The 24,716-nt window shown below is 75.2% G+C and carries 21 protein-coding genes and 1 riboswitch; of the genes, 12 read left to right on the plus strand and 9 right to left on the minus strand.

Features of this window, described 5'->3' with window-relative positions; all coding sequences use genetic code 11:
• The first annotated feature begins 191 nt into the window (after positions 1-191).
• From MTO91_RS18275 to MTO91_RS18300, 6 genes are all read left to right on the plus strand, one after another.
• Positions 192-1,142, plus strand: coding sequence for a LysR family transcriptional regulator (locus MTO91_RS18275; protein ID WP_073574337.1), 951 nt, complete (start codon positions 192-194; stop codon positions 1,140-1,142).
• Between the two features lie 124 nt (positions 1,143-1,266).
• Positions 1,267-2,805, plus strand: coding sequence for a molybdopterin-dependent oxidoreductase (locus MTO91_RS18280; protein WP_476652042.1), 1,539 nt, complete (start codon positions 1,267-1,269; stop codon positions 2,803-2,805).
• 129 nt (positions 2,806-2,934) lie between these two features.
• Positions 2,935-3,609 (plus strand): fasciclin domain-containing protein, encoded by a 675-nt coding sequence (locus MTO91_RS18285; protein ID WP_405416248.1) that lies wholly within the window; start codon positions 2,935-2,937, stop codon positions 3,607-3,609.
• A 69-nt stretch (positions 3,610-3,678) separates the two neighbouring features.
• Entirely contained in the window at positions 3,679-5,220 is a 1,542-nt protein-coding gene (locus tag MTO91_RS18290) for a sulfite oxidase (RefSeq protein ID WP_405416246.1), read from the plus strand.
• A gap of 50 nt (positions 5,221-5,270) precedes the next feature.
• Entirely contained in the window at positions 5,271-8,432 is a 3,162-nt protein-coding gene (locus tag MTO91_RS18295; RefSeq protein WP_476652044.1) for an arabinosyltransferase domain-containing protein, read from the plus strand.
• Between the two features lie 85 nt (positions 8,433-8,517).
• Entirely contained in the window at positions 8,518-8,916 is a 399-nt protein-coding gene (locus tag MTO91_RS18300) for a VOC family protein (protein WP_208821987.1), read from the plus strand.
• A gap of 394 nt (positions 8,917-9,310) precedes the next feature.
• Here the strand turns inward: MTO91_RS18300 and MTO91_RS18305 are convergent, their stop codons facing one another.
• The 8 genes from MTO91_RS18305 to MTO91_RS18340 all read right to left on the minus strand — a co-directional run bounded on the left by MTO91_RS18305 (position 9,311) and on the right by MTO91_RS18340 (position 17,600).
• Positions 9,311-9,514 (minus strand): hypothetical protein, encoded by a 204-nt coding sequence (locus MTO91_RS18305; RefSeq protein ID WP_208821978.1) that lies wholly within the window; start codon positions 9,512-9,514, stop codon positions 9,311-9,313.
• Between the two features lie 129 nt (positions 9,515-9,643).
• Complete coding sequence (locus MTO91_RS18310) at positions 9,644-11,269, minus strand: dipeptide ABC transporter ATP-binding protein (protein WP_405416242.1); 1,626 nt, start codon at positions 11,267-11,269, stop codon at positions 9,644-9,646.
• A complete protein-coding gene (locus MTO91_RS18315) occupies positions 11,266-12,165 on the minus strand; it encodes an ABC transporter permease (RefSeq protein WP_476652045.1) in 900 nt (299 codons plus the stop codon). Before MTO91_RS18315 ends, MTO91_RS18310 begins: the two co-directional genes overlap by 4 nt.
• Positions 12,165-13,109: an ABC transporter permease gene (locus tag MTO91_RS18320; RefSeq protein ID WP_476652046.1), complete on the minus strand. Its 945-nt coding sequence runs from the start codon at positions 13,107-13,109 to the stop codon at positions 12,165-12,167. Before MTO91_RS18320 ends, MTO91_RS18315 begins: the two co-directional genes overlap by 1 nt.
• Positions 13,106-14,737: an ABC transporter substrate-binding protein gene (locus tag MTO91_RS18325; RefSeq protein ID WP_476652047.1), complete on the minus strand. Its 1,632-nt coding sequence runs from the start codon at positions 14,735-14,737 to the stop codon at positions 13,106-13,108. Before MTO91_RS18325 ends, MTO91_RS18320 begins: the two co-directional genes overlap by 4 nt.
• The gene (locus MTO91_RS18330) at positions 14,734-16,107 is read right to left on the minus strand and encodes an NtaA/DmoA family FMN-dependent monooxygenase (RefSeq protein ID WP_476652048.1); all 1,374 of its coding nucleotides are present in this window, start codon (positions 16,105-16,107) and stop codon (positions 14,734-14,736) included. The genes MTO91_RS18325 and MTO91_RS18330 overlap by 4 nt, the downstream gene beginning before the upstream one ends.
• Positions 16,104-17,360, minus strand: a complete 1,257-nt coding sequence (locus MTO91_RS18335) for an LLM class flavin-dependent oxidoreductase (RefSeq protein ID WP_476652050.1) — start codon at positions 17,358-17,360, stop codon at positions 16,104-16,106. Before MTO91_RS18335 ends, MTO91_RS18330 begins: the two co-directional genes overlap by 4 nt.
• Before the next feature lie 141 nt (positions 17,361-17,501).
• Positions 17,502-17,600, minus strand: coding sequence for a putative leader peptide (locus MTO91_RS18340; RefSeq protein ID WP_318299301.1), 99 nt, complete (start codon positions 17,598-17,600; stop codon positions 17,502-17,504).
• A 5-nt stretch (positions 17,601-17,605) separates the two neighbouring features.
• A riboswitch (SAM riboswitch) is annotated at positions 17,606-17,701 on the minus strand.
• Between the two features lie 569 nt (positions 17,702-18,270).
• Between MTO91_RS18340 and MTO91_RS18345 the strand changes: the two genes are divergently transcribed.
• The 6 genes from MTO91_RS18345 (at position 18,271) to MTO91_RS18370 (ending at position 24,183) form a co-directional block, all read left to right on the plus strand.
• Positions 18,271-19,362 (plus strand): ABC transporter substrate-binding protein, encoded by a 1,092-nt coding sequence (locus MTO91_RS18345; protein ID WP_476652051.1) that lies wholly within the window; start codon positions 18,271-18,273, stop codon positions 19,360-19,362.
• Between the two features lie 28 nt (positions 19,363-19,390).
• Complete coding sequence (locus MTO91_RS18350) at positions 19,391-20,191, plus strand: ABC transporter ATP-binding protein (protein ID WP_476652053.1); 801 nt, start codon at positions 19,391-19,393, stop codon at positions 20,189-20,191.
• Positions 20,181-21,077, plus strand: a complete 897-nt coding sequence (locus MTO91_RS18355; RefSeq protein WP_476652054.1) for an ABC transporter permease — start codon at positions 20,181-20,183, stop codon at positions 21,075-21,077. Before MTO91_RS18350 ends, MTO91_RS18355 begins: the two co-directional genes overlap by 11 nt.
• Positions 21,078-21,277: 200 nt before the next feature.
• Entirely contained in the window at positions 21,278-21,343 is a 66-nt protein-coding gene (locus MTO91_RS18360) for a putative leader peptide (RefSeq protein WP_374210257.1), read from the plus strand.
• A 152-nt stretch (positions 21,344-21,495) separates the two neighbouring features.
• Positions 21,496-22,731, plus strand: coding sequence for an acyl-CoA dehydrogenase family protein (locus MTO91_RS18365; RefSeq protein ID WP_476652055.1), 1,236 nt, complete (start codon positions 21,496-21,498; stop codon positions 22,729-22,731).
• Positions 22,732-22,839: 108 nt separating this feature from the next.
• Positions 22,840-24,183, plus strand: a complete 1,344-nt coding sequence (locus MTO91_RS18370) for an NtaA/DmoA family FMN-dependent monooxygenase (protein WP_405416213.1) — start codon at positions 22,840-22,842, stop codon at positions 24,181-24,183.
• Positions 24,184-24,222: 39 nt separating this feature from the next.
• Here the strand turns inward: MTO91_RS18370 and MTO91_RS18375 are convergent, their stop codons facing one another.
• A complete protein-coding gene (locus tag MTO91_RS18375; RefSeq protein WP_476652056.1) occupies positions 24,223-24,621 on the minus strand; it encodes a DUF3040 domain-containing protein in 399 nt (132 codons plus the stop codon).
• Positions 24,622-24,716 lie beyond the last annotated feature (95 nt).

Genomic DNA, 24,716 nt, shown 5'->3' on the forward strand with positions numbered 1-24,716 from the left:
GCTCGTGCTGCACCGGTCGTCGCCGCCAGGGGCCGTTCCGGTCTCGTCGACATCGCGGACCTCGTCGTCCCCCGGCCGCCGTCGTTCCCGACCGGTGGCCCCAGGTTGGGGTCGCACCCGGCCCCGCGTCCATTTACGGATCATTCACGGCGCTGTTCACCGTTCCTGCACAGCGCAATAGGCTCAGCGACATGGAGCTGTCCCTGTCTCGGCTGCGGATGCTGCGCGAGCTGCACCGGCGGGGAACCATCACGGCGGCGGCGACCGCGCTGCACTACACGGCGTCGGCGGTGTCCCAGCAGCTCGCGCAGCTCGAGCGCGACGTCGGGACCCGCCTGTTCGAACGGAGAGGTCGCCGGGTCCAGCTCACCGACCTCGGGGTCCTGCTGGCCGAGCACGCCGAGGAGATCCTCGCCTCGGTCGAGCGCGCCACCCAGGCCCTGGAGGGGGCGGGCGAGACCGTTGCGGCCAAGCTCACCGCCGGGGTGTGGGCCTCGGTCGCCTCGGGCCTGCTGCCCGACGCGCTGACCGCGCTGGCCCGTACCCACCCCGGTGTCGAGGTCCGCACCCGCGAGCTCGCCCCGGAGGAGACCGCGGCCGCGGTGCGCGACGGCGAGCTCGACCTGTCGTTCGTCATCGACTACTCGAACTATCCGATGACGTGGGACAAGGGCCTGGAGCGGGCGGTCATCGCCGTCGAGCGGGTCTACGCGGCGGTGCCCGCCGGGGCCGTGCCGGCCGCGAGCGTGATGCTGTCGGAGCTGGCCGAGCACCCGTGGATCGTGTCGCCCGCCCGGTCGCACTTCGGGCAGGCGGCCCGGCTGGCCTGCCAGAGCGCGGGATTCGAGCCGCGGATCGACCACGAGGTCGAGGAGCAGGCCACCGCGATGGCGATGGTCGCGGCCGGGCTCGGCGTCACCCTGGTGACCGACCTGGGCCTGGCGCTGCGCCCGCCGGGGGTCGACATCGTCGCGCTCGGCGACGCCCTGACCCGCACGGTGTCACTGGCCTACCGCACCACCACCGCACGACGGGCCGCGCTGCCGCTGGTGATCGAGGCCGTCCGGACCGCGGCGGCGCAGAAGGGTCTCGGCGCCGACGCCCCGATCCCGGTGCAGCCGGACTCGCTCGGCCTGGCCTGACCCGTTCCGCGGCGGAATCGTCGGAACCCGGTCGAACCGTTTCCGCCGCCGGTTCCGAAGAACGGTCGTGCTGACCGAGAACCGGACCGAGGGAAACGGGCCCCTGGCCCTTCCGTCGCGTTCCGTGGCGATCCTGGTGGAACTGCTGGCGATCGCCGCGGCAGTGGCATCGGGGCATCTCGTGGCGGCCCTGGTGGCACCGGCGTCGTCGCCCTTCGTGGCCGTCGGCGACGCGGTCGTGCGGCTCTCGCCGCAGCCGGTCGTGGAGTTCGCCAAGTCCGCGTTCGGGACGGCCGACAAGCCGGTCCTGCTCGCCGGGATCGGTGTGCTGCTGGTGCTGCTCGGCGCACTGGCCGGGCTCGCGGCGCGCCGACGGCCCGCGGTGGGGACCGCGGTCGTCGCCGCGCTGGGGCTGCTCTCGGTGGCCGCGGTGCTGACGGGTCCGGTACCCACCGCGACCGACCTGGCCGCCCCGGTCGTCGCGCTGGTGGTGGGCGTGGCGGTGCAGCGGGGGCTGGACCGCCTCGCCCGCCGTCACGGTGGGACCCGCACCGGGAGCGGCGGGAGCGGTGACGGGGTCCCCCGGCGCACCGTGCTCGCGGGGGCCTCGGCCGCCGTCGCCGCCGGGACGCTCGTCGCGGGCGGGGCCGGCCTGGCGCTGTCCTCCTCGGGCAGCGGGATCGCGGCCTCGCGGGCCGCGCTGACCGGCAGGCTGGCCGCGGCGACGCTCGCCGAGACCGCCCCGCCGGTACCCACGTCGGCCGCGTTCCCCCAGCTCGGCACCGTCCCGTTCGTGACCCCGAACGCCGACTTCTACCGCATCGACGTCGCCCTCACGATCCCGGCCGTGCGGGCCGAGGACTGGTCGCTGCGGGTGCACGGCCGGGTCGGGCGCGAGCTCGTCCTCACCGTCGACGACCTGCTGCGACGGCCGCTCGTGCAGCGCACGATCACGATGACCTGCGTGTCCAACACGGTCGGCGGGAACCTGGTGTCCACCGCGGACTTCGTCGGCGTCGAGCTGGCCCCGCTGCTGCTGGAGGCCGGGGTCGACCCGTCCGCGGACCAGATCGTCTCCACCAGCCGGGACGGCTGGACGGCGGGCACCCCGACCGCGACCGTGCTCGAACCCGGCCGGGGGGCGCTGCTCGCACTCGGCATGAACGGCGAGGCGCTGCCGGTCGAGCACGGTTTCCCGGTGCGCATGGTCGTCCCGGGGCTCTACGGCTACGTCTCGGCCACCAAGTGGCTCGCCGACATCGAGCTGACGACCTTCGCCGAGCGCAGCGTGTACTGGCGCGACCGGGGCTGGGCCGAGCGCGCCCCGATCAAGACCCAGTGCCGCATCGACGTCCCGGTCGGGTTCTCGAGGCTCCCGGCCGGACGTGTGCAGGTCGCCGGGGTCGCGTGGGCGCAGCCGGTCGGGATCACCGCCGTCGAGGTCCGCGCCGACGACGGCCCGTGGGTGCGGGCCGAGCTGGCCACCGAGGTCAACCCGAACACCTGGCGGATGTGGCGGGCCGAGCTCGACCTGTCCCCCGGCAGCCACACCCTCACCGCCCGGGCCACCGACCGTCGCGGACTCGTCCAGACCGACGTCCGGGTCGACCCGATCCCGGACGGTGCCACGGGGTGGCCCAGCACGATCATCACCGTCGTCTGAATCGTTCCACGCCCCCCGGAAGAAATATCCGAGAAAACTTCCGGAACCGCCGAACCGCCCGGACCCACCGCCCGAACAATTCAGTGAAATCCATACAGGACAGACAATTTCCTCGAAAGGGAATCAGTTATGCGCGCCTCTCGCACCCTCGCCACCGTCGGCCTGCTCGCCGCCCTCTCGCTCGGCCTCACCGCCTGTGGCGGCGGCAGCGACACCTCCGCCCCGCCCGCGGCGGCCCCGGCCTCCTCCTCCGCCCCGGCGACCACCGCCGCCGCCGACGGCGTCACCACCAACGACGACGTCTTCGGCCCGGCCTGCAGCCAGCTGCCGCAGGGCGACGAGCCCGGCTCGCTGAACTCGATGGGCCCGCAGCCGGTCGCCACCGCCGCGAGCACCAACCCGCTGCTGACCACGCTGGTCACCGCCGTCGGCAAGGTCCCCGGCCTGGCCGACACCCTGAACCAGCAGCAGGGCATCACCGTCTTCGCCCCGGCCAACGACGCCTTCGCCGCGGTGCAGAAGCAGCTCGGCGAGGAGAAGTTCAACGCCCTGCTCGCCGACACCACCCAGCTGCAGGGCCTGCTCTCCTACCACGTGACCCCGGAGCGTCTGGACGCCGCGGGCATCGTGGAGAAGAAGACCCTGACCGAGCTGGCCGGCGGCGACCTCACCATCGGCGGCACCGCCGAGGCCCCCACCGTCACCGACGGGCAGGGCAACACCGCCAACATCCTCTGCGGCAACATCCCGACCGCGAACGCCACCGTGTTCGTGATCGACAAGGTCCTCATGCCCACGAGCTGACGACCGACGGCACGACACGACGGGCCCGGGGTGCGAACCCCGGGCCCGTCGTCGTACGAACACCCTGCTGTGACCGCGACCCCGATCCACCCCGCCGCGTCCCTCACCCGGCCGCGGGCGGTGGTCACCGGTCTGCTCGGCGTCGGCTCGGCCCTCGCCGTGGGCGACCTCGTCGCGGGGCTGGTGGCGCCGGCGTCGTCGCCGTTCCTGACCGTCGGCGACCAGTTCGTCCGGCTGACCCCGGAGTGGCTGAAGCAGTTCGCGATCGCCACGTTCGGCACCGCCGACAAGCTCGCGCTGCTGACCGGGATGGCGCTGGTGATCACCGGGCTGGGCGTGGCCGCCGGGCTCCTGGCCCGCCGACGGCCCGCCCCGGGCGTGGCGGTCGTCGTCGCGATGGGGGTGACCGCCCTGGTCACCACGGTGCTCGCGCCCGCGTTCCGGCCGGTCGACCTGCTCGCCCCCGCCGTGGCGCTCCTCGTCGGGCCGACGGTGTTCCTCGCGGTGCACGCCGCGTTCACCCGGGCGGCCCGGGACGGCCTGGGCGCCGCCGCCCCGCTGTCGCGCCGGCAGGCCCTCTCGCTGGCCGGCGGGGTCGCCGTCGTGTCACTGGGGGCGACCGTCGCCGGGCGGCTGCTCGCCGCCGCGCCGTCGACGTCGGGGCCGGCGGCACTCGCGCTGCCGCCCGCCCCGCCGGTACCGGCGCTCCCGCCGGACGCGACCCTGCCGGGCGCACCGGCCTGGCTGACCCCGACCGCGGACTTCTACCGGATCGACACCGCGCTGCAGGTCCCGCGGGTCGACACCGCCTCGTGGACCCTGCGGGTGCACGGCATGGTCGAGCGCGAGCTGACCCTCTCCCTGGACCAGCTGCGGGCCCGCCGGGTCGTCGAGGTACCGATCACGATGGTGTGCGTGTCCAACCCGGTCGGCGGCGCGCTGATCTCCAACGCGCGGTTCACCGGGGTGCGCCTGGCCGACCTGCTCGCCGAGGCCGGGATCGGGCCCGGGGCCCAGCAGCTGCTGTCCACCAGCGTCGACGGGTTCACCACCGGCACCCCGGTCGACGTCGTCACCGACGGCCGCGACGCCCTGCTCGCGTTCGGCATGAACGGCGAGGCGCTGCCGGTCGAGCACGGCTTCCCGGTGCGCATGGTCGTCCCCGGCCTCTACGGCTACGTCTCCGGCTGCAAGTGGATCACCGACATCGAGGTGACCACCTGGGATGCGGCCACCGCGTACTGGGCCGAACGCGGCTGGGCCCGCGAGGGCCCGGTGAAGACCCAGTCCCGCATCGACACCCCGGTCGCCGGGGCGTCGGTCCCGGCCGGGCGGGTCGTCGTCGCCGGGACGTCGTGGGCGCCGCACGTGGGCATCACCCGGGTCGAGGTCGCCGTCGACGGCGGGACCTGGGTCCCGGCCCGCCTCGGCGCCGACGTCGGCGCCGACACCTGGCGGATGTGGCGCACCGAGATCGAACTGGGACCCGGCGAGCACACCCTGCGCGTGCGCGCGACCGACCGGACCGGCACGGTGCAGACGGAACGGGAACAGGTCTCGATCCCCGACGGCGCGACCGGCCGGCACACGGTGCCGGTCACCGCGGTCTGACGGGCGGACCGGCCCCGCCGCGCTCCCCCGCCGAGTCGATCCGGAAGTCGATGCACCCCTCAGACCACCCCGCCCCGCCCTCCGTCCCCCGCCGCCTGGTGGTCGCGACCCTGCTCGCCGGCCTGCTCGCGGGCCTGCTCGCGGCGCTGGTGCCGTTCGCCCCCGTCGACACCCGCAGCACGACCGTGACCTGGCCCCGGGCGGGCGAGCAGCCGGTGTCGACGACGGCGGCGTTCCAGCCCTATGCGCCGGAGGCGGTGCGCGTCGACGTCGGCTGCCGGGTGCTGCGCACCGCGCAGGCCCGCTCGACCGACACCGGGACGGCGACGACCGTCGTGGGCTCGGAGCGGCCCGGTGCCACCGGGATCGGGTTCGCCGTGCTCACCGGACCGGGCGGGGAGCTGCGGGTCCTGGTCGGGGGCCGTGAGCTGCTGCGCGCCCCCGTCCCGCCCGGCGACGCCTGCGGGCTCGTCCTCGACACCGACGAGGCCGGGTCCCGGGTCACCCTCGGCGACGCCGCCCCGCTCGCGTTCCCCGGCGACGTCGTGCGCGCGGTCGCCGCGTTCACCACCCAGCTCTCCCCCGCCGACGCCGACGGCCTGCGGGTCACCGCGCGCACCGCGGACTGGTTCGCCGCCGCGTCGTCGCCGGCCAAGACCGTGCTGATCGGGTCCCAGTGGCTCGCCGCCGCCCTCGCCGCGGTGCTGCTGGCCCGCCTCGCCGGTGACCGGTTCCGGCGCCGCCGTGGCGCGGCCCGGCTCCGGCGGGCCCGGCTGGCCGCGGTGGCCACCCCGGCCGGGATCGGACGGGCCGCCGCGGACGTGCTCGTCGTCGTCACCCTGGCGGTGTGGACGGTGCTCGGGCCGCTGTCCACCGACGACGGCTTCACCGAGGCGATCGCGCGCAACGCGACGGGCACCGCGACCGGCGACTTCGGCAACGTCTACCGCTGGGGCAACGCCTCGGAGGCGCCGTACACGCTGGTGATCCGCCTGGTGCGGGCGCTGGCCGAGACCGGGGTGGGGCCGCTGGTGCTGCGCGTGCCCTCGGTGCTCGCCGGGATCGCGGTGTGGCTGCTGCTGTCGCGGGTCGCGTTGCCCGCGGTGCTGGCACGCCACCACCGCCGGGCGTGGGTGCGGGGCACGCTCGGCGTCGCGCTGCTGGCGTGGTGGCTGCCGCTGAACCTCGGGGTCCGCCCGGAGCCGTTCGCGGCGCTCGCGACGACCGCGGCGCTGTGCTGTGCGCTGCGCGCCGCCGCCCGGCCCGGGCGCCGCGGCGGGACGTGGATCGCGGCCGCCGCCCTGGCCTCGGGGCTGGCACTGGCGGTGACTCCGTCGGCGGTGACCGTCGCCGGTCCGCTGGTGCTGCTGCTCCCGGCGCTGTGGCGGCGGGTCACTCGCCACGGCGGCGGGGGGTTCGCCGTCGGGGTCGCGGCGACCGTCGCCGCGGCCGGGATCGCCGCGGCCGGGCTCACCCCCGTCTTCACCGGGCAGAGCCTGTACACGGTCGCGCGCGCCACCGAGATGCACCAGTTCTACGGCCCGGCCACACCGTGGTTCCAGGAGCTGCGCCGCTGGAGCTACCTGCTGGGGTTCGGCACCGAGCAGGGCGGCCTCGGCCGCCGGGTGCCGGTGCTGCTCGCCGTCGCGATGCTGGTCGCGGCGCTGCCGCTGGTCGCGCGCGGCGCGCACCGGTGGGGCCCCGGTCTGCGGTGGACACCGGTCCCCCTGGCCGGACTCGCACTCGGGTTCGTGCTGCTCACCCCGGCGCCGTCGAAGTGGACCCACTACTTCGGGACGCTCTCCGGGACCGGGGCGCTCGCCGTCGCCGCGGGGGCGGTGCTGGTGGTGACCGCGGCCCGGCGGCCCGCCGACCCGACCGTGCGCGGCGCGGCCACCGCCGGCACCCTGGCGGCGGTCGTGCTGGTCGCGCTGGCCTTCTCCGGACGCAACGAGTGGTTCCTGTGGTCGGGCTGGGGTGTGCCGCGCGCAGACGGGCCGTTCGCGCCGCTGAACTCGCCCGCGGTGTGGGCCGTGGCGGCGGCGGTGCCGGCCGTGTCCGCCGTCGCGGTACACCGGTCGGGACGCCGAGGACACCGGACACGGCGGGACTCCACGGCCCGGGCCGCGGCGGCGCTGCCCGCCGGGATCGTGGTGGTCGCCCTGGTCACCGGGGTGTCGGTGGTGGTGGCGTCCTTCGTCGTCGCCCCGGTGCGCCAGGGCGGGGGCTACAGCGTCGGCGGACAGATGTGGAGCGAGCTGACCGGCCGCGACACCTGCGGGATCCTCGACCACGTCACGGTCCCGGTCGACACGGGCGCGCTGCCCGCCGCCGGCGGCGCCGACACCCTCACCGGGTTCACCGAGGGCCGCGGCTGGGTCGACGACCCGCCGCGCGGCGGGCTCGCCTGGGGCAGTCTCGACGGCGGCCCGGGCACCACCGGCGAGCTCCGCACCCGATGGTTCGCCGTCGCGCCGGGGCCGGGCGACCGGGTGCTGTCGGTCGACGTCGCCGGGCGGACCGGGCAGGGCAACACCCTGGAGCTGGAGTACGCCCGGGCCGGGTCGCCGGGCCCGGACGGACGCGTGTCGCTCGACGACACCGCGACCGGTGCCCGCGGCACCTACCCCACCGAGCGGGTGCAGGAGGCCGTGCCGCTGGACCGGCCGGGCTGGCGCACCGTGCGGGTGCCCGTCTCCGCGTTCCCGGCGGACGTCGACCGGGTGCGGGTGCACGCCGTCGACACCGCCGTCGGGCCGGGTGGCTGGGTGGCCGCCGCCGCCCCGCGGATGATCACCCCGGCGCCGGTGGTGCCGATGCTGCGCGACGCCGACGGCCCGGTCTACGTCGACTGGTCGATCCTCTGGTCGGCGCCCTGCCTGCGCGACCTGCCCGCCGTCCGGGCCGGGCTGGTGCAGACCCCGCGCTACCTGGTGCTGGGCCCGTCGTCGCTCGGGTTCGCCGTGGACGTGTCGTTCGCCGACGTCGCCGGGGGCAGCTTCGCGGCGATGCGCCGCACCACCACCGAGCAGGTCGTCGCGACCCGGATCGACACCGCCGACGACCCGGACCAGGCCGACTGGGGCTCGATCACCCGGATCGACACCGACCTCGCCGTCGACGCCTACGACGTCACCTCGGTCCCGGTGCGCCGCTGGGGCTGGGAGGGCGACCGGACCCCGATCGGGTACCCGGCCCTTCCGGCACCGTGACGACCCTCCGGTCGAAGGGGCCCCGCGGCCGCATCCGGCTGATAGACACATGCGGACACCCGCACGCAACGAAGCGAGGGACACCGTGGCCTTCCCCGGTCTGCAGCACGTCGCCCTGACCGTCAGCGATCTCGAACGCAGCACGCGCTGGTACGCGGCGCTGTTCGGCGCCGAGCCCGTCCTGGACGAGGACGAGGAGGGCGGCCGCTTCCACCACACCGTCTTCGCCCTCGACGGTGGGATGCTGTTCGGTCTGCACACCCACCAGGGCCGCGAGTCCGGCGAGCCGTTCGACGAGGAGCGCACCGGCCTCGACCACGTCGGCTTCGCGGTCGGCTCGCACGCCGAGCTGGAGCAGTGGGCGCAGAAGCTGACCGACCTGGGCATCGCCCACGAGGGCGTCAAGAAGGCGCACTACGGCAGCGGCGTCTCCTTCCGCGACCCGGACAACATCGCCCTGGAGTTCTTCACCGGGCCGGAGTGAGCCGGTGCGGGGGGGGTGTCCGGACACGCCCCGCCGCACGCCACCCGGGGTGACGGCTCCCGCACACCGACGCCGTGCGCGGTTTCGTGTTCGACGTCGCGACCGGGCGGCTGACCGCGGTGAAGCAGGGCCGTCGCACCCCGAGTGCGGTGGTCGCACCCGCCGCGACGGGTGCGACGGCCGCCGTCGCGGTGCGGCAGCGGCATCTCGCCGACGCCCGGGTGGGCGGTGGCCCGCACGCCGGACGGCCCGGTGCCACCGCGCCGCGCTCCCGCGCCCGCCGAGATGCAGCCCGGCGGACGCCCCGGGTCACCCTGTGCCCCCCGAGCTGCATCCCGGTGTCGTCCCGGGTCCGCCGGGACGCGACGGGCCTGCCGCGTCCCGGCGGAACGGGTCAGGCGACGCGCGGGCGGCGGCGCAACGCGGAACGGGCCGCCGCGAGCTGCTGGGCCACCTCGGCGGTGATCAGCTCGGCGTGCAGGGCGTCGTTGCCGGGGTCGCCACCACCGCGCAGCGCGCGGTGGCGACGCACGAGGGCGTCGAGCCCGTCGAGCAGCTGGGTTCCCGGATCAGCGGTGGGCAGGGTCGGAACGCTCATGGGATGTCTCCTGGTGACGAGGTGTCGGTGTCGATCCGTCGGGACGATCGACCGGCCGACACAGCGTCGAGGAGATCCGCACGTAGTCGATGTGACGCCGCCGGGACAGGACGGTGTCGATGTATCGGCTCACGACACCCCGGCTTTCCTACCGGCGATCGCGGCGAGCAGCTCTGCGGTGTACTCGTCCTGCGGGTCGTCGAACAGCTCCGCGGTGGGCCGCAGCTCGCGGAGCCGTCCGTCGCGCAGGACGCCGGTACGGTGCGCGACCCGCCGGACCACGGCGAGGTCGTGCGAGATGAACAGGTAGGACAGGCCGTCGCGCTGCTGCAGCTCGGCGAGCAGCTCCAGCACCTGGGCCTGCACCGAGACGTCGAGCGCGGACACCGGCTCGTCGGCGACGACGAGGTCCGGCGACAGCGCCAGCGCCCGGGCGATCGCGACGCGTTGACGCTGCCCGCCGGACAGCTCCCCCGGCCGCCGGTCGAGCGTCCCCGACGGGAGCGCGACCCGGTCGACGAGCTCCGCGGCACGATCGAACTGCGCGGCGGCCGAACCGACGGAGAACGCCCGCAGCGGCTCGGTGACGATCTCCCGGACGGTGAACCGGGGGTCCAGCGAGGCGTAGGGGTTCTGGTAGATCAGCTGGGCGCGGCGGCGCAGGGCCCGCCACGCCTCACCGCGGACGCGGGTCACGTCGTCGCCGCCGAGCAGCACCTGCCCGGAGGTGGGGTCCTCCAGGCGCAGCAGCAGCCGCGCCGTCGTCGACTTGCCCGATCCGGACTCCCCGACCAGCGCGACGGTCTCGCCGCGGGCGATCGTGAACGACACCCCGTCCACGGCGCGGTGGGTGCGCCGCGTCCAGGAGCCGCGGGCGCGGGGCAGCGGGAACTCCTTCACCAGGTCGCGGACCTCGGCGACCGGGGTCCCCGCCGTGTCGACGGGCGGCAGCACCGGCGGGGCGGTGAGCGCGAGACCGGGGGCGGCGGCGAGCAGCTCCCGGGTGTAGGGGTCGCGGGCGCCGGCGAGCAGCTCGGCCGGGGTGCCCTGCTCCACGACCCGCCCGTGCCGCATCACGACGATCCGGTCGGCCCGGTCGGTGGCGACGGCGAGGTCGTGGGTGATCAGCAGCAGCGCGGTGCCGAGGTCGCGGCGCAGCGTGTCGAGGTGGTCGAGGATCCGCCGGGCGACGGTCGCGTCCAGCGCACTGGTCGGCTCGTCGGCGACGACCAGCGCGGGCCCGGCGGCGATGGCGATCGCGATGAGCACGCGCTGGCGCATCCCGCCGGACAGCTGGTGCGGGTACTGCCCGGCGCGGGTCCCCGGCTCGTCGAGACCGGCCTGCCCCAGGAGCTCGACGGCACGGGCCGGTGCGGAGCGGCGGTCGGCGAGCCCGTGGGTGCGCAGCACCTCCGCGACCTGCACGCCGACCTTCTGGACCGGGTTCAGCGCGACGCCCGGGTCCTGCGGGACGAGCCCGATCCGGGCGCCGCGCACCGACCGGTACGCGCGCTCGGACAGCCCGGTGAGGGTGGTGCCGTCGAGGGAGACGGTGCCCGCGGCGACGGCACCGGCGGTGGGCAGCAGCCCGAGCACCGCGGCGGCGAGTGTGGTCTTGCCCGACCCGGACTCCCCGACGACGGCGACGACCTCCCCGGGTGCGACGGTCAGGTCGACCCCGCGCACGGCGTGCACCGTCCCCCCGCTCCCGGCGTAGGTGACCTCCAGGCCCTCGACCTGCAGCAGGGCGCTCATGCGGACCGCCCCCACTCGCCGTCCAGGGCGCGGGAGATGCGGTTGACCGACAGGACGGTCGCGGCGATGACCAGGCCGGGCATCGCGCACACCCACCAGGCGACGGCCAGGTAGTTGCGGCCGTCGGCGACCAGCGAGCCCCACTCCGAGGCGGGCGGCGGGGCGCCGTAGCCGAGGAAGCTCAGCGCGGACACCGCCAGGATCGCCAGGCCGAACTCCAGCACCGCGAGCACGACGACCGGCCCGGCCGCGTTCGGCAGCACGTGCCGCCACAGCGAGACGTACCAGCGGGTGCCGACCGCGCGGGCGGCCTCGACGTAGAGGGCGCGGCGCACCCGCAGGGTCTCGGCGCGCATCACCCGGGCGAAGCTCGCGACGCTCGCCACGCCGACCGCGATCGCGACCTTCACCGTCCCGAAGCCGAGCGCGGTGATCAGGGCCAGCGACAGCAGGATCGCGGGGATCGCGAGCAGCATGTCGACGCCGCGCATGAGGACCTCGTCGACCCAGCCGCCGGCGAACCCGGCGAGCAGCCCGATCAGCCCGCCCGCGACGAGCGCGACGGCGACCGCGATCACGGTGGCCTGCAGCGACAGCGAGGCGCCGTGCACGACCCGGGTCCAGACGTCGCGGCCGAGGTGGTCGGTGCCGAACCAGTGGCCGGGCCCGGGCGGAGCGAGCCGGCGTGCGGTGTCACCGACCGCGGGGTCGCCGGGCGCGAGCAGCGACGGCACGAACGCCGCGGTCAGCACGAGCAGCACGACCGCCCCGGCGAGCACCAGCCCGGGCCGGGAGCGCAGGAACCGCCCGAGCCGGGCCCGCGGCCGTCGACCGGCCGGAGGCGGTGTGTCACGGACGCCGGGCGCGGCGAGGGGGGCGCGGTCGAGCAGGGTCATCAAATACTCCCGGGGGCGACGGCGACCCGCGGGTCGAGCAGCGGGTAGGCCAGGTCGACGAGCAGGTTGACCACGACGAAGGCGAGCGCCGCGAACAGGACGATGCCCTGTACGACAGGGATGTCCTGCGCCCCGACCGAGGCGACGGTGAGCCGGCCCAGGCCGGGCCGGGTGAACACCGTCTCGACGACGACCGACCCGGCGAGCAGGTTCCCGACGACGTAGCCGAGCACGGTGAGGGCGGGGATCGCGGCGTTGCCCAGCGCGTGGCGCAGGTGCACCGCGGCCGCGCCGACCCCCTTGGCGCGGGCGGTCGTGACGTACGGCGAGTCCAGCGCCTGGGTGAGGCTCTTCGCGAGCACCTGGGCGACGAGCGCGCCGGTCGGGAGGCCGAGGGTGACCGCCGGGAGGATCAGCGACTCCGGTCCGCGGTCGCCGACCGAGGGCAGCCAGCCCAAGGAGAACGAGAACAGCTGCACCAGCATCAGCCCGACCCAGAACACCGGCAGCGACACGGCCAGCGACGGCAGCGACGCCAGCACCTGCCGCAGCCACGGCGTCCGGGCCCAGGTCGCGGCGAGCGCGACCGCGGTGCCGCCGACGACGGCGACGAGCAGCCCGGCGGCGGCGATCTGCAGGGTCGGGGGGAGGGCCTGCGCGACCGCGGTCCGCACGTCCTGCCCGCTGGCGAACGACGTGCCGAGGTCGCCGTGCAGCGCCGCCCAGAGCTTCGTCACGTACTGCACCGGCAGCGGCTGGTCGAGGCCGTAGCGGGCACGCAGGGCGTCCAGCTCGGACGGCGACACCGGCTCGCCGTCGCCCGAGGCCATGGTCGCGACCGGGTCGCCGGGCAGCAGGTAGAGCACGATGAAGCTGACCGTCCACGCCGCCCACAGCACGACGGCGGCGAGCCCGAGGCGGCGCAGCAGGTAGGGGACGGTCATCGCGCGTCGGACTTCCAGGCGTCGTGCAGCTGGATGCGCGAGGACGCGTCGAACGCGACGCCGTGGGCGTCCGGGCCGACGCCGAGCACGGTGGTGAGCTCGACGACGGGCGCGGTGTCGAACCGCTCGGCGAGCAGCTTCTGCGCCTGCCCGGCGAGTGCCGCGCGTCGCGCCGGGTCGACCGTGGCGGCCTGCTCCGCCAGCGGGGCCTGCAGCGGCCCGGCGGGCAGCCGGTAGCGGTTGGTCCCGTCGGTGCCGTAGGTCGACCGCAGGATGTCCGGGTCGGCCCGGGTCAGGTTGCCCCACGCGGCGACGAAGTCCCCGCCGTCGAGGACGGCCTGGGTCTCGGCGATCTGGATCTCGCGGAGCGCCACGTCGATCCCGATCCGGCGCAGCTGCTGCTGGATCAGCTCCAGCGCGGGCTTGGTGGTGCCGATGTTCTGGGCGAACGTCAGCGGCACGGTCAGGCGCTGCCCGCCCTTGGCGCGGATGCCGTCCGGGCCGGGCACCCACCCGGCGCGGTCGAGCGCGGCGGTCGCGGCGGCCGGGTCGTAGCCGACGAGCGCGGACTGGTCGGCGTAGGACGGCGTCGTCGACGACAGCGGGCTCGTCGCCGCCCGCGTCTGGGTCGGGTAGACCGCGGCGACGACCTCGTTGCGGTCGATGCCCCGGCTCACCGCCTCGCGGACGGCGGCGTCGGCGCCGAGCGGGGTGCCCTGGTTGAACGTGATCCCGAACGGCAGGCCCGGGTTCGGCCGGGCCGGGAGCTGGACCCCGGCCCCGGTGAGCGGGGCCTCGTCCTGCTGGCCGACGCTCGCGATCGCGTCGACCTCGCCGGACTGCACGCTGCCCGCCCGCACCCCGGACTCGGGGACGACGCGGAACTCGGCCCGGTCGAGCCAGGCCTCGCCGGGGTGGGTGAACAGCTGCGAGCCCCAGTCGTAGCCGGCCCGCTTCGCGAGCACGGTGACGTCGTTCTTGACGTAGCGCTCGAGGGTGAACGGACCGGAGCCGACGACGCCGGCGCAGCGCTCGTCGTCGGAGCGGACGGCGCCGGCCGGGGAGAGCAGGCCGAGGCTGTGGGTGGAGGTGCCCTGCAGGAACTGCACGTTGGGCTTGGAGAACCGGACGGTGAACTCGGTGGGGCTCGTGACCTCGGTGCCGGTGTACCCGGCCAGGTAGCCCTTGGGGAGGCTGCCGCGGGCGCCGAGCTGCACCGCCCGGTCGAGGTTCGTCTTCACCGCGGCCGCGTCGACGGGCGCGCCGTCGGAGAAGGTGGCGCCGGGGCGCAGGGTGAACGTCCAGGCGGTGGCGTCGGCGTTCGACGACCAGCGGGTCGCCAGCCAGGGCACGATCGCGCCGGTGGACGGGTCCTGGTCGGTGAGCGAGTCGACGACCTGGCGCAGCGAGTAGATCGAGTCGTTGCTCTGCACCTGCTGCGGGTCGGCGCAACCCTGGTCCGAGGACACCGCGAACACCAGCGTCCCGCCCGGCTGCGGCGGGCCCGCGTCGGCGGCGGAGCCACCGGCGCCGGAGCCGCAGGCGGTGAGGGTGAGCGCGGTGGCCGCGAGCAGCACGGCCGAGCGGCCGGCGGGCAGGTCCCGCCACAGCCGGAACCGGCGCCTCACGACGCCACCGCCGCACGGCGCTCGCCGAAGCGCGACGGGTGCGCGAGCCCGAGGTTCTCCCGCAGCGTGGCGCCCGGGGTGTAGTCGGTCCGGAACACCCCGCGCTCCTGCAGGATCGGCACGACCCGGTCGACGACCTCGTCGAGGCCGGACGGGCTGACGTGGGAGCCGAGGATGAACCCGTCGGAGGCGTCGTTCTGCACGTAGCGGTCGATCTCGTCGGCCACGTGCTCCGGGGTCCCGACGAACACCGCGCGGTCGAAGACGTGCTTGACCGTCTCGCGCAGCGAGTACCCGTGGGCGTCGGCGAGCTCGCGCCAGGCGGCGACGGTCGCGTGCGCGTCCTGGGTCAGCGGGGCCCGGCCCTCGATCCACGTCGGAGCCTCGGGGGTGGGCTCGACGTCGGGCAGCGGCCCGTCCGGGTCGTAGCCGGACAGGTCGCGGTTCCAGACCATCTCGGCCAGCACGATCGAGGTCCACGGGTCGACCTGCCGGTCGTGGAGGTGCTCGTGACGCTCGCGGGCCTCGGCGTCGGTGTCGCCGAGCACGACGCCGGCGCTGGGCAGGATCCGCACCTCGTCGGGGTCCCGGCCGGCCTTGCGGACCCGGGCCTTGACGTCGTCGTAGAAGGCGCGGGCCTCGTCGAACTTCTGGTACCGGGAGAAGATCGCGTCGGCGGACGCGGCGGCGAAGTCGCGACCGGCCGGGGACTCGCCGGCCTGCAGCACCACCGGGTGGCCCTGCGGGCTGTGCGGGGTGGTGAAGCGCCCGGCGATGTCGAACTGGTTGCCCGCGACCGCGAAGTCGCCGACGTGGCCGTCGCGCAGGAAGGTGCCCGACGCGGGGTCGGCGACGACGGCGTCGGAACCCCAGGAGTCCCAGAGCGCGCGGACCGCGGCGAGGGTCTCCCCGGCCCGCTCGTAGCGCTGGCGGTGGCCGAGGTAGGCACCGCGGCGGAAGTTCTCGCCGGTGGGGGCGTCGGAGCTGGTCACGACGTTCCACGCCGCGCGCCCGCCGGAGAGGATGTCCAGCGTCGCGAACTTCCGGGCCAGCTCGTAGGGCTCGTTGAAGGTCGAGTTGATCGTCCCGGCCAGACCGATGTGCTCGGTGACCGCGGCCAGCGCGGCGAGCACGGTGAAGGTGTCCGGGCGTCCGACGACGTCCTGGTCGAAGATCTCCCCACCGCGGGTGCGCAGCCGCAGTCCCTCGGCGAGGAAGAGCAGGTCGAGGCGCCCGCGCTCGGCGGTGCGCGCCCAGTGCTCGAACGACTCCCAGGCGATGTGGCTGCCCGAGGCCGGGTCGCTCCAGACGGTGTCGTGGTTGACGCCCGGGAAGTAGGCGCCGAGCACGATCTGCTTCCTGTTGCTCATGCGGTGGCTCCGGAGAAGGTCGGGACGGCGGCGGACCCGGCCCCGGCGGCGTAGCGGCTGGCGGGCCTGGGCAGCCCGAAGCGCTCGCGCAGGGTGGTCTCGCCGTAGGCGGTGCGGAACGCGCCGCGGGACTGCAGCTCGGGGACCAGGCCGTCGACGACGGCGTCGAGGTCGGCCGGCAGGACGGCCGGGCGCAGCCGGTAGCCGTCGAGCCCGGCGCGGCGCCAGGACAGCAGGGTGTCGGCGAGCCCGGCGGGGGTGGTGGCGAGGATCGCGGCGTCGGAGGAGAGCGGCTCGAGTGCGTCCAGCCGGGCGAGCCGCTCGCGGGCGGCGCGCTCGGTGCCGGCGAGCACCACGACGACGTCGCCGAGGATCCGCAGCGGCGGCGCGGTGCGGCCCGCGGCGGCCTCCGCGGAGCGGACCTGGGAGACGATGCGCGCGGCGTCGTCGGCGTCGTGCGGTGTGGTGAACACGACGTCGCCGACCCGGGCGGCGAGCAGCGCCGGGTCGTAGCCGTGGGCCAGCGACACGACCAGCGGCTGGCCCTGCGGCGGGCGCGGCACGATCGACGGCCCGGCGACGCCGAAGTGATCCCCGGCGAAGTCGACCCGGTGCAGCTTGTCCCGGTCGACGAAGCGCCCGGTCAGGGCGTCGCGGATCTCGGCGTCGTCCTCCCAGGAGTCCCAGAGCCTGCGCACGACCTCGACGGCGTCGGCGGCCTCGCCGAACAGCTCGGCGACGAGTTCGCGGGCGGCCGGGGTGCCGAGGTCGGCACGGCGCAGGCCGGGGACGCTGCGGCGCCCGAAGTGGGCGGCCTCGTCGGCGCGGACCGAGGTCTGCACCCGCCACCCGGCGCGGCCGTGGCTGTCGTGGTCGAGCGTCGACAGCGCGGACGCGACGTGGAACGGCTCGGTGTGGGTGGTGGTGACGGTCGGGACCAGCCCGATCCGCGACGTCGTCGGGGCGAGGAAGGCGGCGACCAGCGAGGCGTCGAGGCGTCCCTGCACCCGGTCGGTGCGCCGGTCGGCGCCGCTCAGGTGGTCCCCGGACTGCAGGCCGAGTGCGTCCTCGATCGTCACCAGGTCCAGCAGCCCGCGCTCGGCGGTGCGGGCCAGGTCGGTCCAGTAGCGGGCGGTGAACAGCCCACGGGGGTGTGCGGCGGGGTCGCGCCAGGCGGCGGGGTGCCAGCCGGCGCCGTCGAGGGCGACGGCCAGGTGCAGGGGGCCGCCGGTGGTGGTGTCCGATGTAGACATACGGCATCGCTTTCTCGTCGCCCCGGGGGGGCACGACGGGACGAAGAGGACGTCGGAGTGGACCGCGGACCGCGGCGGCCGGGACGGGTGGCCGTCGTGGACGGCCGGGGCGGGGCGGGTGGGCGCCCGGCGGGACGCCGGTCAGGCCCGACAGGTGGCGCCCGCGACCCGCATCAGGTCGACGTGGCGGCGGTACCGGGGATGGTGCGCGGCGCGCACCTGCTCGGCGACCGTGCGCATGGGATCCTCCATCGAACCCGGCTGGAGCACCCGCACCCGCGTGCTGCGGGGGGTTGCTGCGGCGTCGTCGAGCCGGGTCTCTCGGCCGCTCCGGATGGTGTGCGTCCCGACTGTAGGTATCCGGTGCCCGACGGTGTCAACCCGCATCGCGATCGAGTGACCCGCACCGCAGCAGACCTCCCGACCTGCGGAATCATCACCCGGATGCCGCGAAAGGTGTCCGGACATCCCGCGGCCGTTCCTGGTTGGTGGACTCCGGGTTGTCCGGAGAGGTGACCACCGCGCACCCTGGTCGGGTGACGACGAGCCAGCGGCGGCCCTCGCGCACCGCACGGCTCGTGGGGGACGCGACGGCCCCCGTCCCCCAGCGGCAGACGCGCACCGCGTGGCACGCGGTGCCCCTGCGCCCGACCGGCCTCGAGCCGTTCTGGCCGAGCCGGCGCGCCCCCGCCTACAGCGAACTCTGTCGCTGACCGGTCCCCGTCCCGCAGGCCGTCACGCCACGCCCCCGGCGTGCGACGCACCCGCCGGACCGGGAACCGCCCGCCGGACACCACTCCGGCCCGTCACCCGTCCCGCACCCCGGCACGCCCTCCCCGGCCGGCCGGCCCCGGCGCGCAGCGGTCGTCCCCGACCGCCCGCCGCCCCCACGGAAGGACCCCGTTCCGCGATGTCCCCGCACGTCCTGCGCCCCGGATCCCGGGCGCGCACCGCCGCCGTCCTGCTCGCGCTGCTCACCGCGCTCGGGCTGCTGGCCGGCTGCTCCCGCGCCGAGGAGAGCACCACCGCCGCGGGCGCCACCTCCCCCGCGACCGAGGTCCGCCTCGGCTACTTCCCGAACATCACCCACGCCCCCGCGCTGGTCGGCGTGAAGCAGGGCCTGTTCGCCGCCGAACTGGGGAGCACGACGCTCACCACCCAGACGTTCAACGCGGGTCCGGACCAGGTCAACGCCCTGCTCGGCGGCTCGATCGACGTGGCGTTCATCGGTTCCGGCCCGGCGATCAACGCGTTCACCAAGTCGGGCGGCGAGGCCGTGCGCCTCGTCGCGGGCTCCACCTCGGCCGGCGCCCAGCTGGTCACCAGCCCGGACATCACCTCGCCCGAGCAGCTCAAGGGCACGATCATCGCGACGCCCCAGCTGGGCAACACCCAGGACATCGCGCTGAAGACCTGGCTGTCGGAGAACAAGCTCCCGATCGGGCAGGGCCCGGACGCGGTGACGGTGCAGAACATCGAGAACCCGCAGACCCTCGACCTGTTCAAGCAGGGCAAGGTGGCCGGCGGCTGGCTGCCCGAGCCGTGGAGCTCGCGCCTGGTCGACGCCGGGGCGAAGGTCCTGGTCGACGAGAAGTCCCTGTGGCCCGGCGGGAAGTTCCCGACGACCGTCGTCATCGTCCGGACCGAGTTCCTGCAGCAGCACCCCGAGACCGTCGAGGCGATCCTGCGCGGCGAGCAGAAGGCCATCGCCCTCATCCGTGACGACCCGGCGCAGGCGAAGACCGTCTCCAACGAGGCGATCGGCGAGATCACCGGCAAGCCGCTGGCGGCCGACATCCTCGACCGCGCGTTCACCGAGCTGTCCTTCGACTCCGACCCGCTCGCCTCGACCTTTCCGCAGCTGGCGAAGGACTCGGTCACGGCGGGCATCGCGAAGAGCGAGGCGGACCTGACCGGCTTCCTCGACCCGACCGCGGTCGACGCGGTCCGGACGAGCTCCGGGGAGGCCGCCGTGGACCCGGCCGGCCTCGCCCGGAACTGACACCACCACCCACGAGGGGAACCCACCGATGACCGTCGACCTCACCACCCGACGTCCCCGGACCCGCGACACCGCGGTGGCGCTGTCCGGGGTCGCCAAGACCTTCGGCACCGGGCCGGGGGCGGTGACCGCGCTCAACGGGATCGACCTGCAGGTCGGCGCCGGCGAGTTCGTCTGCGTGCTCGGCGCGTCCGGCTGCGGCAAGTCGACGCTGCTGAACCTGCTCGCCGGGCTCGACGCCCCGACGGCGGGCGAGGTCACAGTGGGGTCCGCCCGGCCGTCGTTCATGTTCCAGGAGGCCGCGCTCATGCCGTGGCTGACCGCGCTGCGCAACGTCGAGCTGCCGCTCAGGCTCGCCGGGCACGGCCGGTCGGCCCGGCAGGAACGTGCCGAGGAGCTGCTGTCGCTGGTGCGCCTGGAGGGCATGGGCGGCAAGCGTCCGCACGAGCTGTCCGGCGGCATGCGCCAGCGCGTGTCACTGGCCCGGGCACTCGCCGCCGCGACCGGTCTCGGCGAGGACCAGGGCACCGGCGGGCTGCTGCTGATGGACGAGCCGTTCGCGGCCCTCGACGCGATCACCCGCGACGTCCTGCAGGGCGAGCTCCTGCGCGTCTGGCGGGCCACCGGCACCACGATCGTGTTCGTCACCCACGACGTCCGCGAGGCGGTCCGGCTCGCCGAGCGGGTGGTGCTGCTGTCCTCGCGGCCCGGCACCGTGGTGCGGGAGTGGACGGTGCCCGCCGACGGCCGCGACGCCGAGGCCCAGGCCGAGCTGCACGACGACATCACCGGACGACTGCGGCAGGTGATCACCAGCCATGCCGCGTGAGGACACCTCGATCACGGTCGTCGAGAACGACCGGGACTCCGCGGCCGCGGTCGCCGGGCTCGACGCCCTCGACACCCCGGTCGAGCGCACCACCCCGTGGTGGCAGCGGCTGCTGCGGACCTGGCTGCCGCCGCTCGTCGCACTCGCCCTGATCGTCGTGGTCTGGCAGCTCGTCTGGGCCTCGGCGGTCACGCCCGAGTACAAGCTGCCGGCCCCCGGCGCCGTGGCCGAGGCGTTCGGCGAGACCGTCGCCAGCGGCGAGATCTGGTCGATCCTGTGGACCTCGGTCAGCCGCGCCGCCCTCGGCTTCCTGCTCGCCCTGGTGATCGCCACCCCGCTCGGTGTGGTGGTCGCGAAGGTGCCGGTGGTGCGTGCGGCGATCGGCCCGCTGCTCACCGGTCTGCAGTCGCTGCCCTCGGTGGCCTGGGTGCCGGCCGCGGTGCTGTGGTTCGGGCTGACCAACGCCACGATCTTCTTCGTGGTGCTGCTCGGCTCGGTCCCCTCGATCGCGAACGGCCTGGTCGCGGGCATCGACCAGGTGCCGCCGATCCTGCCCCGGGCCGGCCAGGTCCTGGGCGCGACGGGGTACCGGATGGCCCGCCACGTCCTGCTCCCCGCGGCGCTGCCCGGCTACCTCGCCGGCTGCAAGCAGGGCTGGGCGTTCTCCTGGCGGTCGCTCATGGCGGCGGAGATCATCGCGGCCGGACCCGCGCTCGGGGTCGGACTGGGCGCCTACCTGAAGAACGGTGCCGACGTGAACGACATCGTGCAGGTGTTCGCCGCGATCCTGCTGATCCTCATCGTCGGCATCGGGGTCGAGCTGCTGGTCTTCCGCCCCCTGGAGCGACGGGTGCTGCGCGCCCGGGGGCTGGCGCTCTCCGTCTGACCCGGGCGGCGCCCGCAGGATCGGCACGACGTCCCACCCATCGACCACGACCTGTCCACAGTAGATCTCCCACACCTCGGGACACCTGTCCGGACGGCCGCGATCACGGCTCCCACCAGGCAGGATGCGAGTGATCCGGGTCGCCGGAGGCTTGGGCGGCACCCGGGGTGGCGGCTAGCGTGGCGACCGTGACCGGATCGGTGCTGCTGACCACGCGGGGGCATGTCGACCTCGCGCGCGTGGCGTCGGCACTCTGTCGACCCTGAGCCGTCGTCCCGAGGCGACCTCCCGAGTCGTCCCCGGGCAGCACCCGTCCCGCTCCGCGCGCCCGTCGGGCCCGCGCACCCCGCCGTGGCCCCGCCCGGCGTCCCCGCCGTCGTCGCCCACCGCCGCGCGCCCCTCTCCGGAAGGACCGTTCATGACCACCACCTCACCCGCCCCCGCCGGAACCGACGGCGTCGCGGGCCGGACCGCCTGGACCGACGAGCAGCTCGACGCCGTCTTCGCACCGGTCTTCGCCCGGATCGCCGAGGGCGCGGTGACCCGCGAGCAGGGCCGCACCCTCGCCCACGACGAGGTCGCCGCCCTGCGCGCCGAACGCTTCGGTGCGCTGCGGCTGCCCGTCGCCCTCGGCGGCTACGGCGCCACCGTCCGCCAGCAGTTCCGGCTGCTCGTCGACCTGGCCGCCGCCGAGTCGAACCTGCCCCAGGCGCTGCGTGTGCACTGGTGGTACGTCGACGACCTGCTGCTCGCCACCCCGGGCCCGGACCGCGACGCCCGGCTGGCCGCCGTCGCCGGGGGTGAGCTCGTCGGCAACGCCATCACCGAGCCCGGCGTCGGCGCGATCGACCGCTACCGGACCGCGCTGACCCCGGACGGCGACGGCGGCTACCGTCTGAACGGCACGAAGTACTACTCGACCGGCAGCCTCTACTCCGACCGCATCCTCGTCGCCGCCGACCTCGACGGCGAGCGGGTCTCGGTGCTCGTCGACGGCGACGCCGAGGGCGTCGTCCAGCACGACGACTGGGACGGCTTCGGCCAGCGCCTCACCGCCAGCGGTACCACCGTGTTCACCGACGTCGCCGTGTCCGCCGACCGGGTCCTCGGTCCGGGCTACGGCTCCGCCGGCCGGTCCTGGGGCACGTCCTACCTGCAGCTCGTCCAGCTCGCCGTGCTCGCCGGCATCGCGCGTCGCGCCACCGACGACGTCGCCGGCTGGGTGCGGGAGCGCACCCGCACCTTCACCCACGCCGCGGCCGACCTGCCCCGCCACGACCCCCTGGTCCAGCAGGTCGTCGGGCGGCTGTCCGCCGCGGCGTGGTCGTCGCGGGCCCTGGTGCTGACCATCGCCGACCAGCTCGACCGGCTGCTCGACGCGGGCGGGGAGGACCCCGATCTGCTCGACCGCGTGGAGCTCGACGTCGCCCACGCCCAGGCCGCCGTCATCCCGGCCGTGCTCGACGCCACCACCCAGCTGTTCGAGGTCGGCGGCGCGTCGATCACCTCGGAGAAGCTGCGCCTGGACCGGCACTGGCGCAACGCCCGGGTGATCTCCACGCACAACCCGCTGATCTACAAGCTGCAGACGGTCGGGGACCACGTCCTCAACGGCACCGACCTGCCCTACGCCTGGAGCGCCGGCAAGCGATGACCCGCCGGGTCGGGGCCTCCGTCGTCCGCGACCACGCCGGGCGGGAACACGACCGGCCGCACGGTGTTGCACCGGTAGGAGACCGCTGAACCCCTCGGGAGGCCGTTCATGGCGCGCAAGCAGATCCACCTGGCCGCACACTTCCCGGGCGTCAACAACACCACCGTGTGGGGCGACCCGGCGTCCGGCAGCCACATCGAGTTCGAGTCGTTCGCGCACTTCGCGCGAACGGCCGAACGGGCGAGGTTCGACTTCCTGTTCCTCGCCGAGGGCCTGCGCCTGCGCGAGCACCGCGGCGAGATCTACGACCTCGACGTGATGGGCCGCCCGGACACGTTCACGGTCCTGTCCGCGCTGGCCGCGGTCACCGACCGGCTCGGCCTGGCCGGGACGATCAACTCGACCTTCACCGAGCCCTACGACGTCGCCCGCCAGTTCGCGTCGCTGGACCACCTGTCCGGCGGCCGGGCCGCCTGGAACGTGGTGACCTCGTGGGACGCGTTCACCGGCGAGAACTTCCGCCGCGGCGGCTTCCTGCCGAAGGAGAAGCGCTACTCCCGGGCCAAGGAACAGCTGGCCGCGACCGCCGCGATCTGGGACTCGCGCACCGGTCCCGACGACCGCGGGGAGTTCGCCTACACCTCCGACCAGTTCGACGTGCACGGCCGGTTCTCGCTGCCGCGCAGCCCGCAGGGCCGCCCGGTGATCCTGCAGGCGGGTGACTCCGAGGAGGGTCGCGAGTTCGCCGCCGCGTCGGCCGACGCGATCTTCTCCCGGCACGCCGAGCCGGAGGCCGGACGCGCGTTCCTCGCCGACGTGAAGGGCCGCCTCGCCCGCTACGGCCGGGCGTGGGACGACCTGAAGATCCTCCCCGCCGCGACGTACGTGCTGGGCGACACCGACGCGGAGGCCGCCGAGCGCGCCGAGGTGATCCGCTCCCAGCAGGTCAGCCCGCAGACCGCGATCGTGTTCGCCGAGCAGCTGTGGAACACCGACCTGTCCGGGCGCGACCCGGACGGCCCGCTGCCGGAGTTCGACCCGGTCGAGGGCGAGCTCGTGTCGAAGGGCCGGGCCAGCGTGCGCCAGTACCGGGACCCGAAGGCCGTCGCCGACCAGTGGCGTGCCCTCGCCGCGGAGAAGAACCTGTCCCTGCGCGAGACGGTGATCGAGGTGACCGGGCGGCACACCTTCGTCGGGAGCCCGCGGACGGTCGCCGACGCGATCGACGACGCCGTGCAGTCCGACGCCGCGGACGGCTACGTGCTGGTCCCGCACGTCACCCCGGGCGGGCTCGACGAGTTCGCCGACCGGGTCGTGCCGCTGCTGCAGGAGCGCGGGTCGTTCCGCACCGAGTACACCGGGACGACGTTGCGTGAGCACCTCGGGCTGCCGGCCGTCCGCTCGACGACCGACCCGACCGAGGCGGCGACGGCGGCCCCGTCCACGACCTGACCGCGCTCCCGTGACCGGCGCCGCGGCACCGGGCGCGGGTCAGGCGCGCTCGTCGTCGCGGCCCTCGGCCTGCTCCCGGGCGACGTTCTCGCGGTGTGCACGGACGGCGATCCAGGCCATCGCGGCCGGGATCCCGAGCAGCAGCCCGAACGACAGCAGCCCGGCGACCCAGTCGCCCGGCACGATCACCAGCACGATCACGGTGATCGCGACGGCCTGCAGGATCCGGTCCGCGCGGCCACCCGCGGCGCGCGCGGGCCGGTGCGGTGCGGTCAGCTCGGTGTCCAGGTCCGGGTCGGAGCGGCGCAGCTCCTGTTCGAGGTTGGAGAGCCGGAGCTCCTCGTCGCTGTCCAGGGGGCGCGCCACCGGGCGCGGGTCGGGGTCGCCGGTCCCGCCGCCGGGCGACGGGGGCGGCAGGGGCGGGGGTGTGACGGACATCGTGACCTCCTCGGTGCCACCGACCGGGTTCCCGCTCCCGGGGGCAGTCATCCGGGATGTGCGGTAGACGTCACCGATCCTACCGAAACGGACAT

The sequence above is a fragment of the Pseudonocardia sp. 2-7 genome, assembly GCF_056341085.1.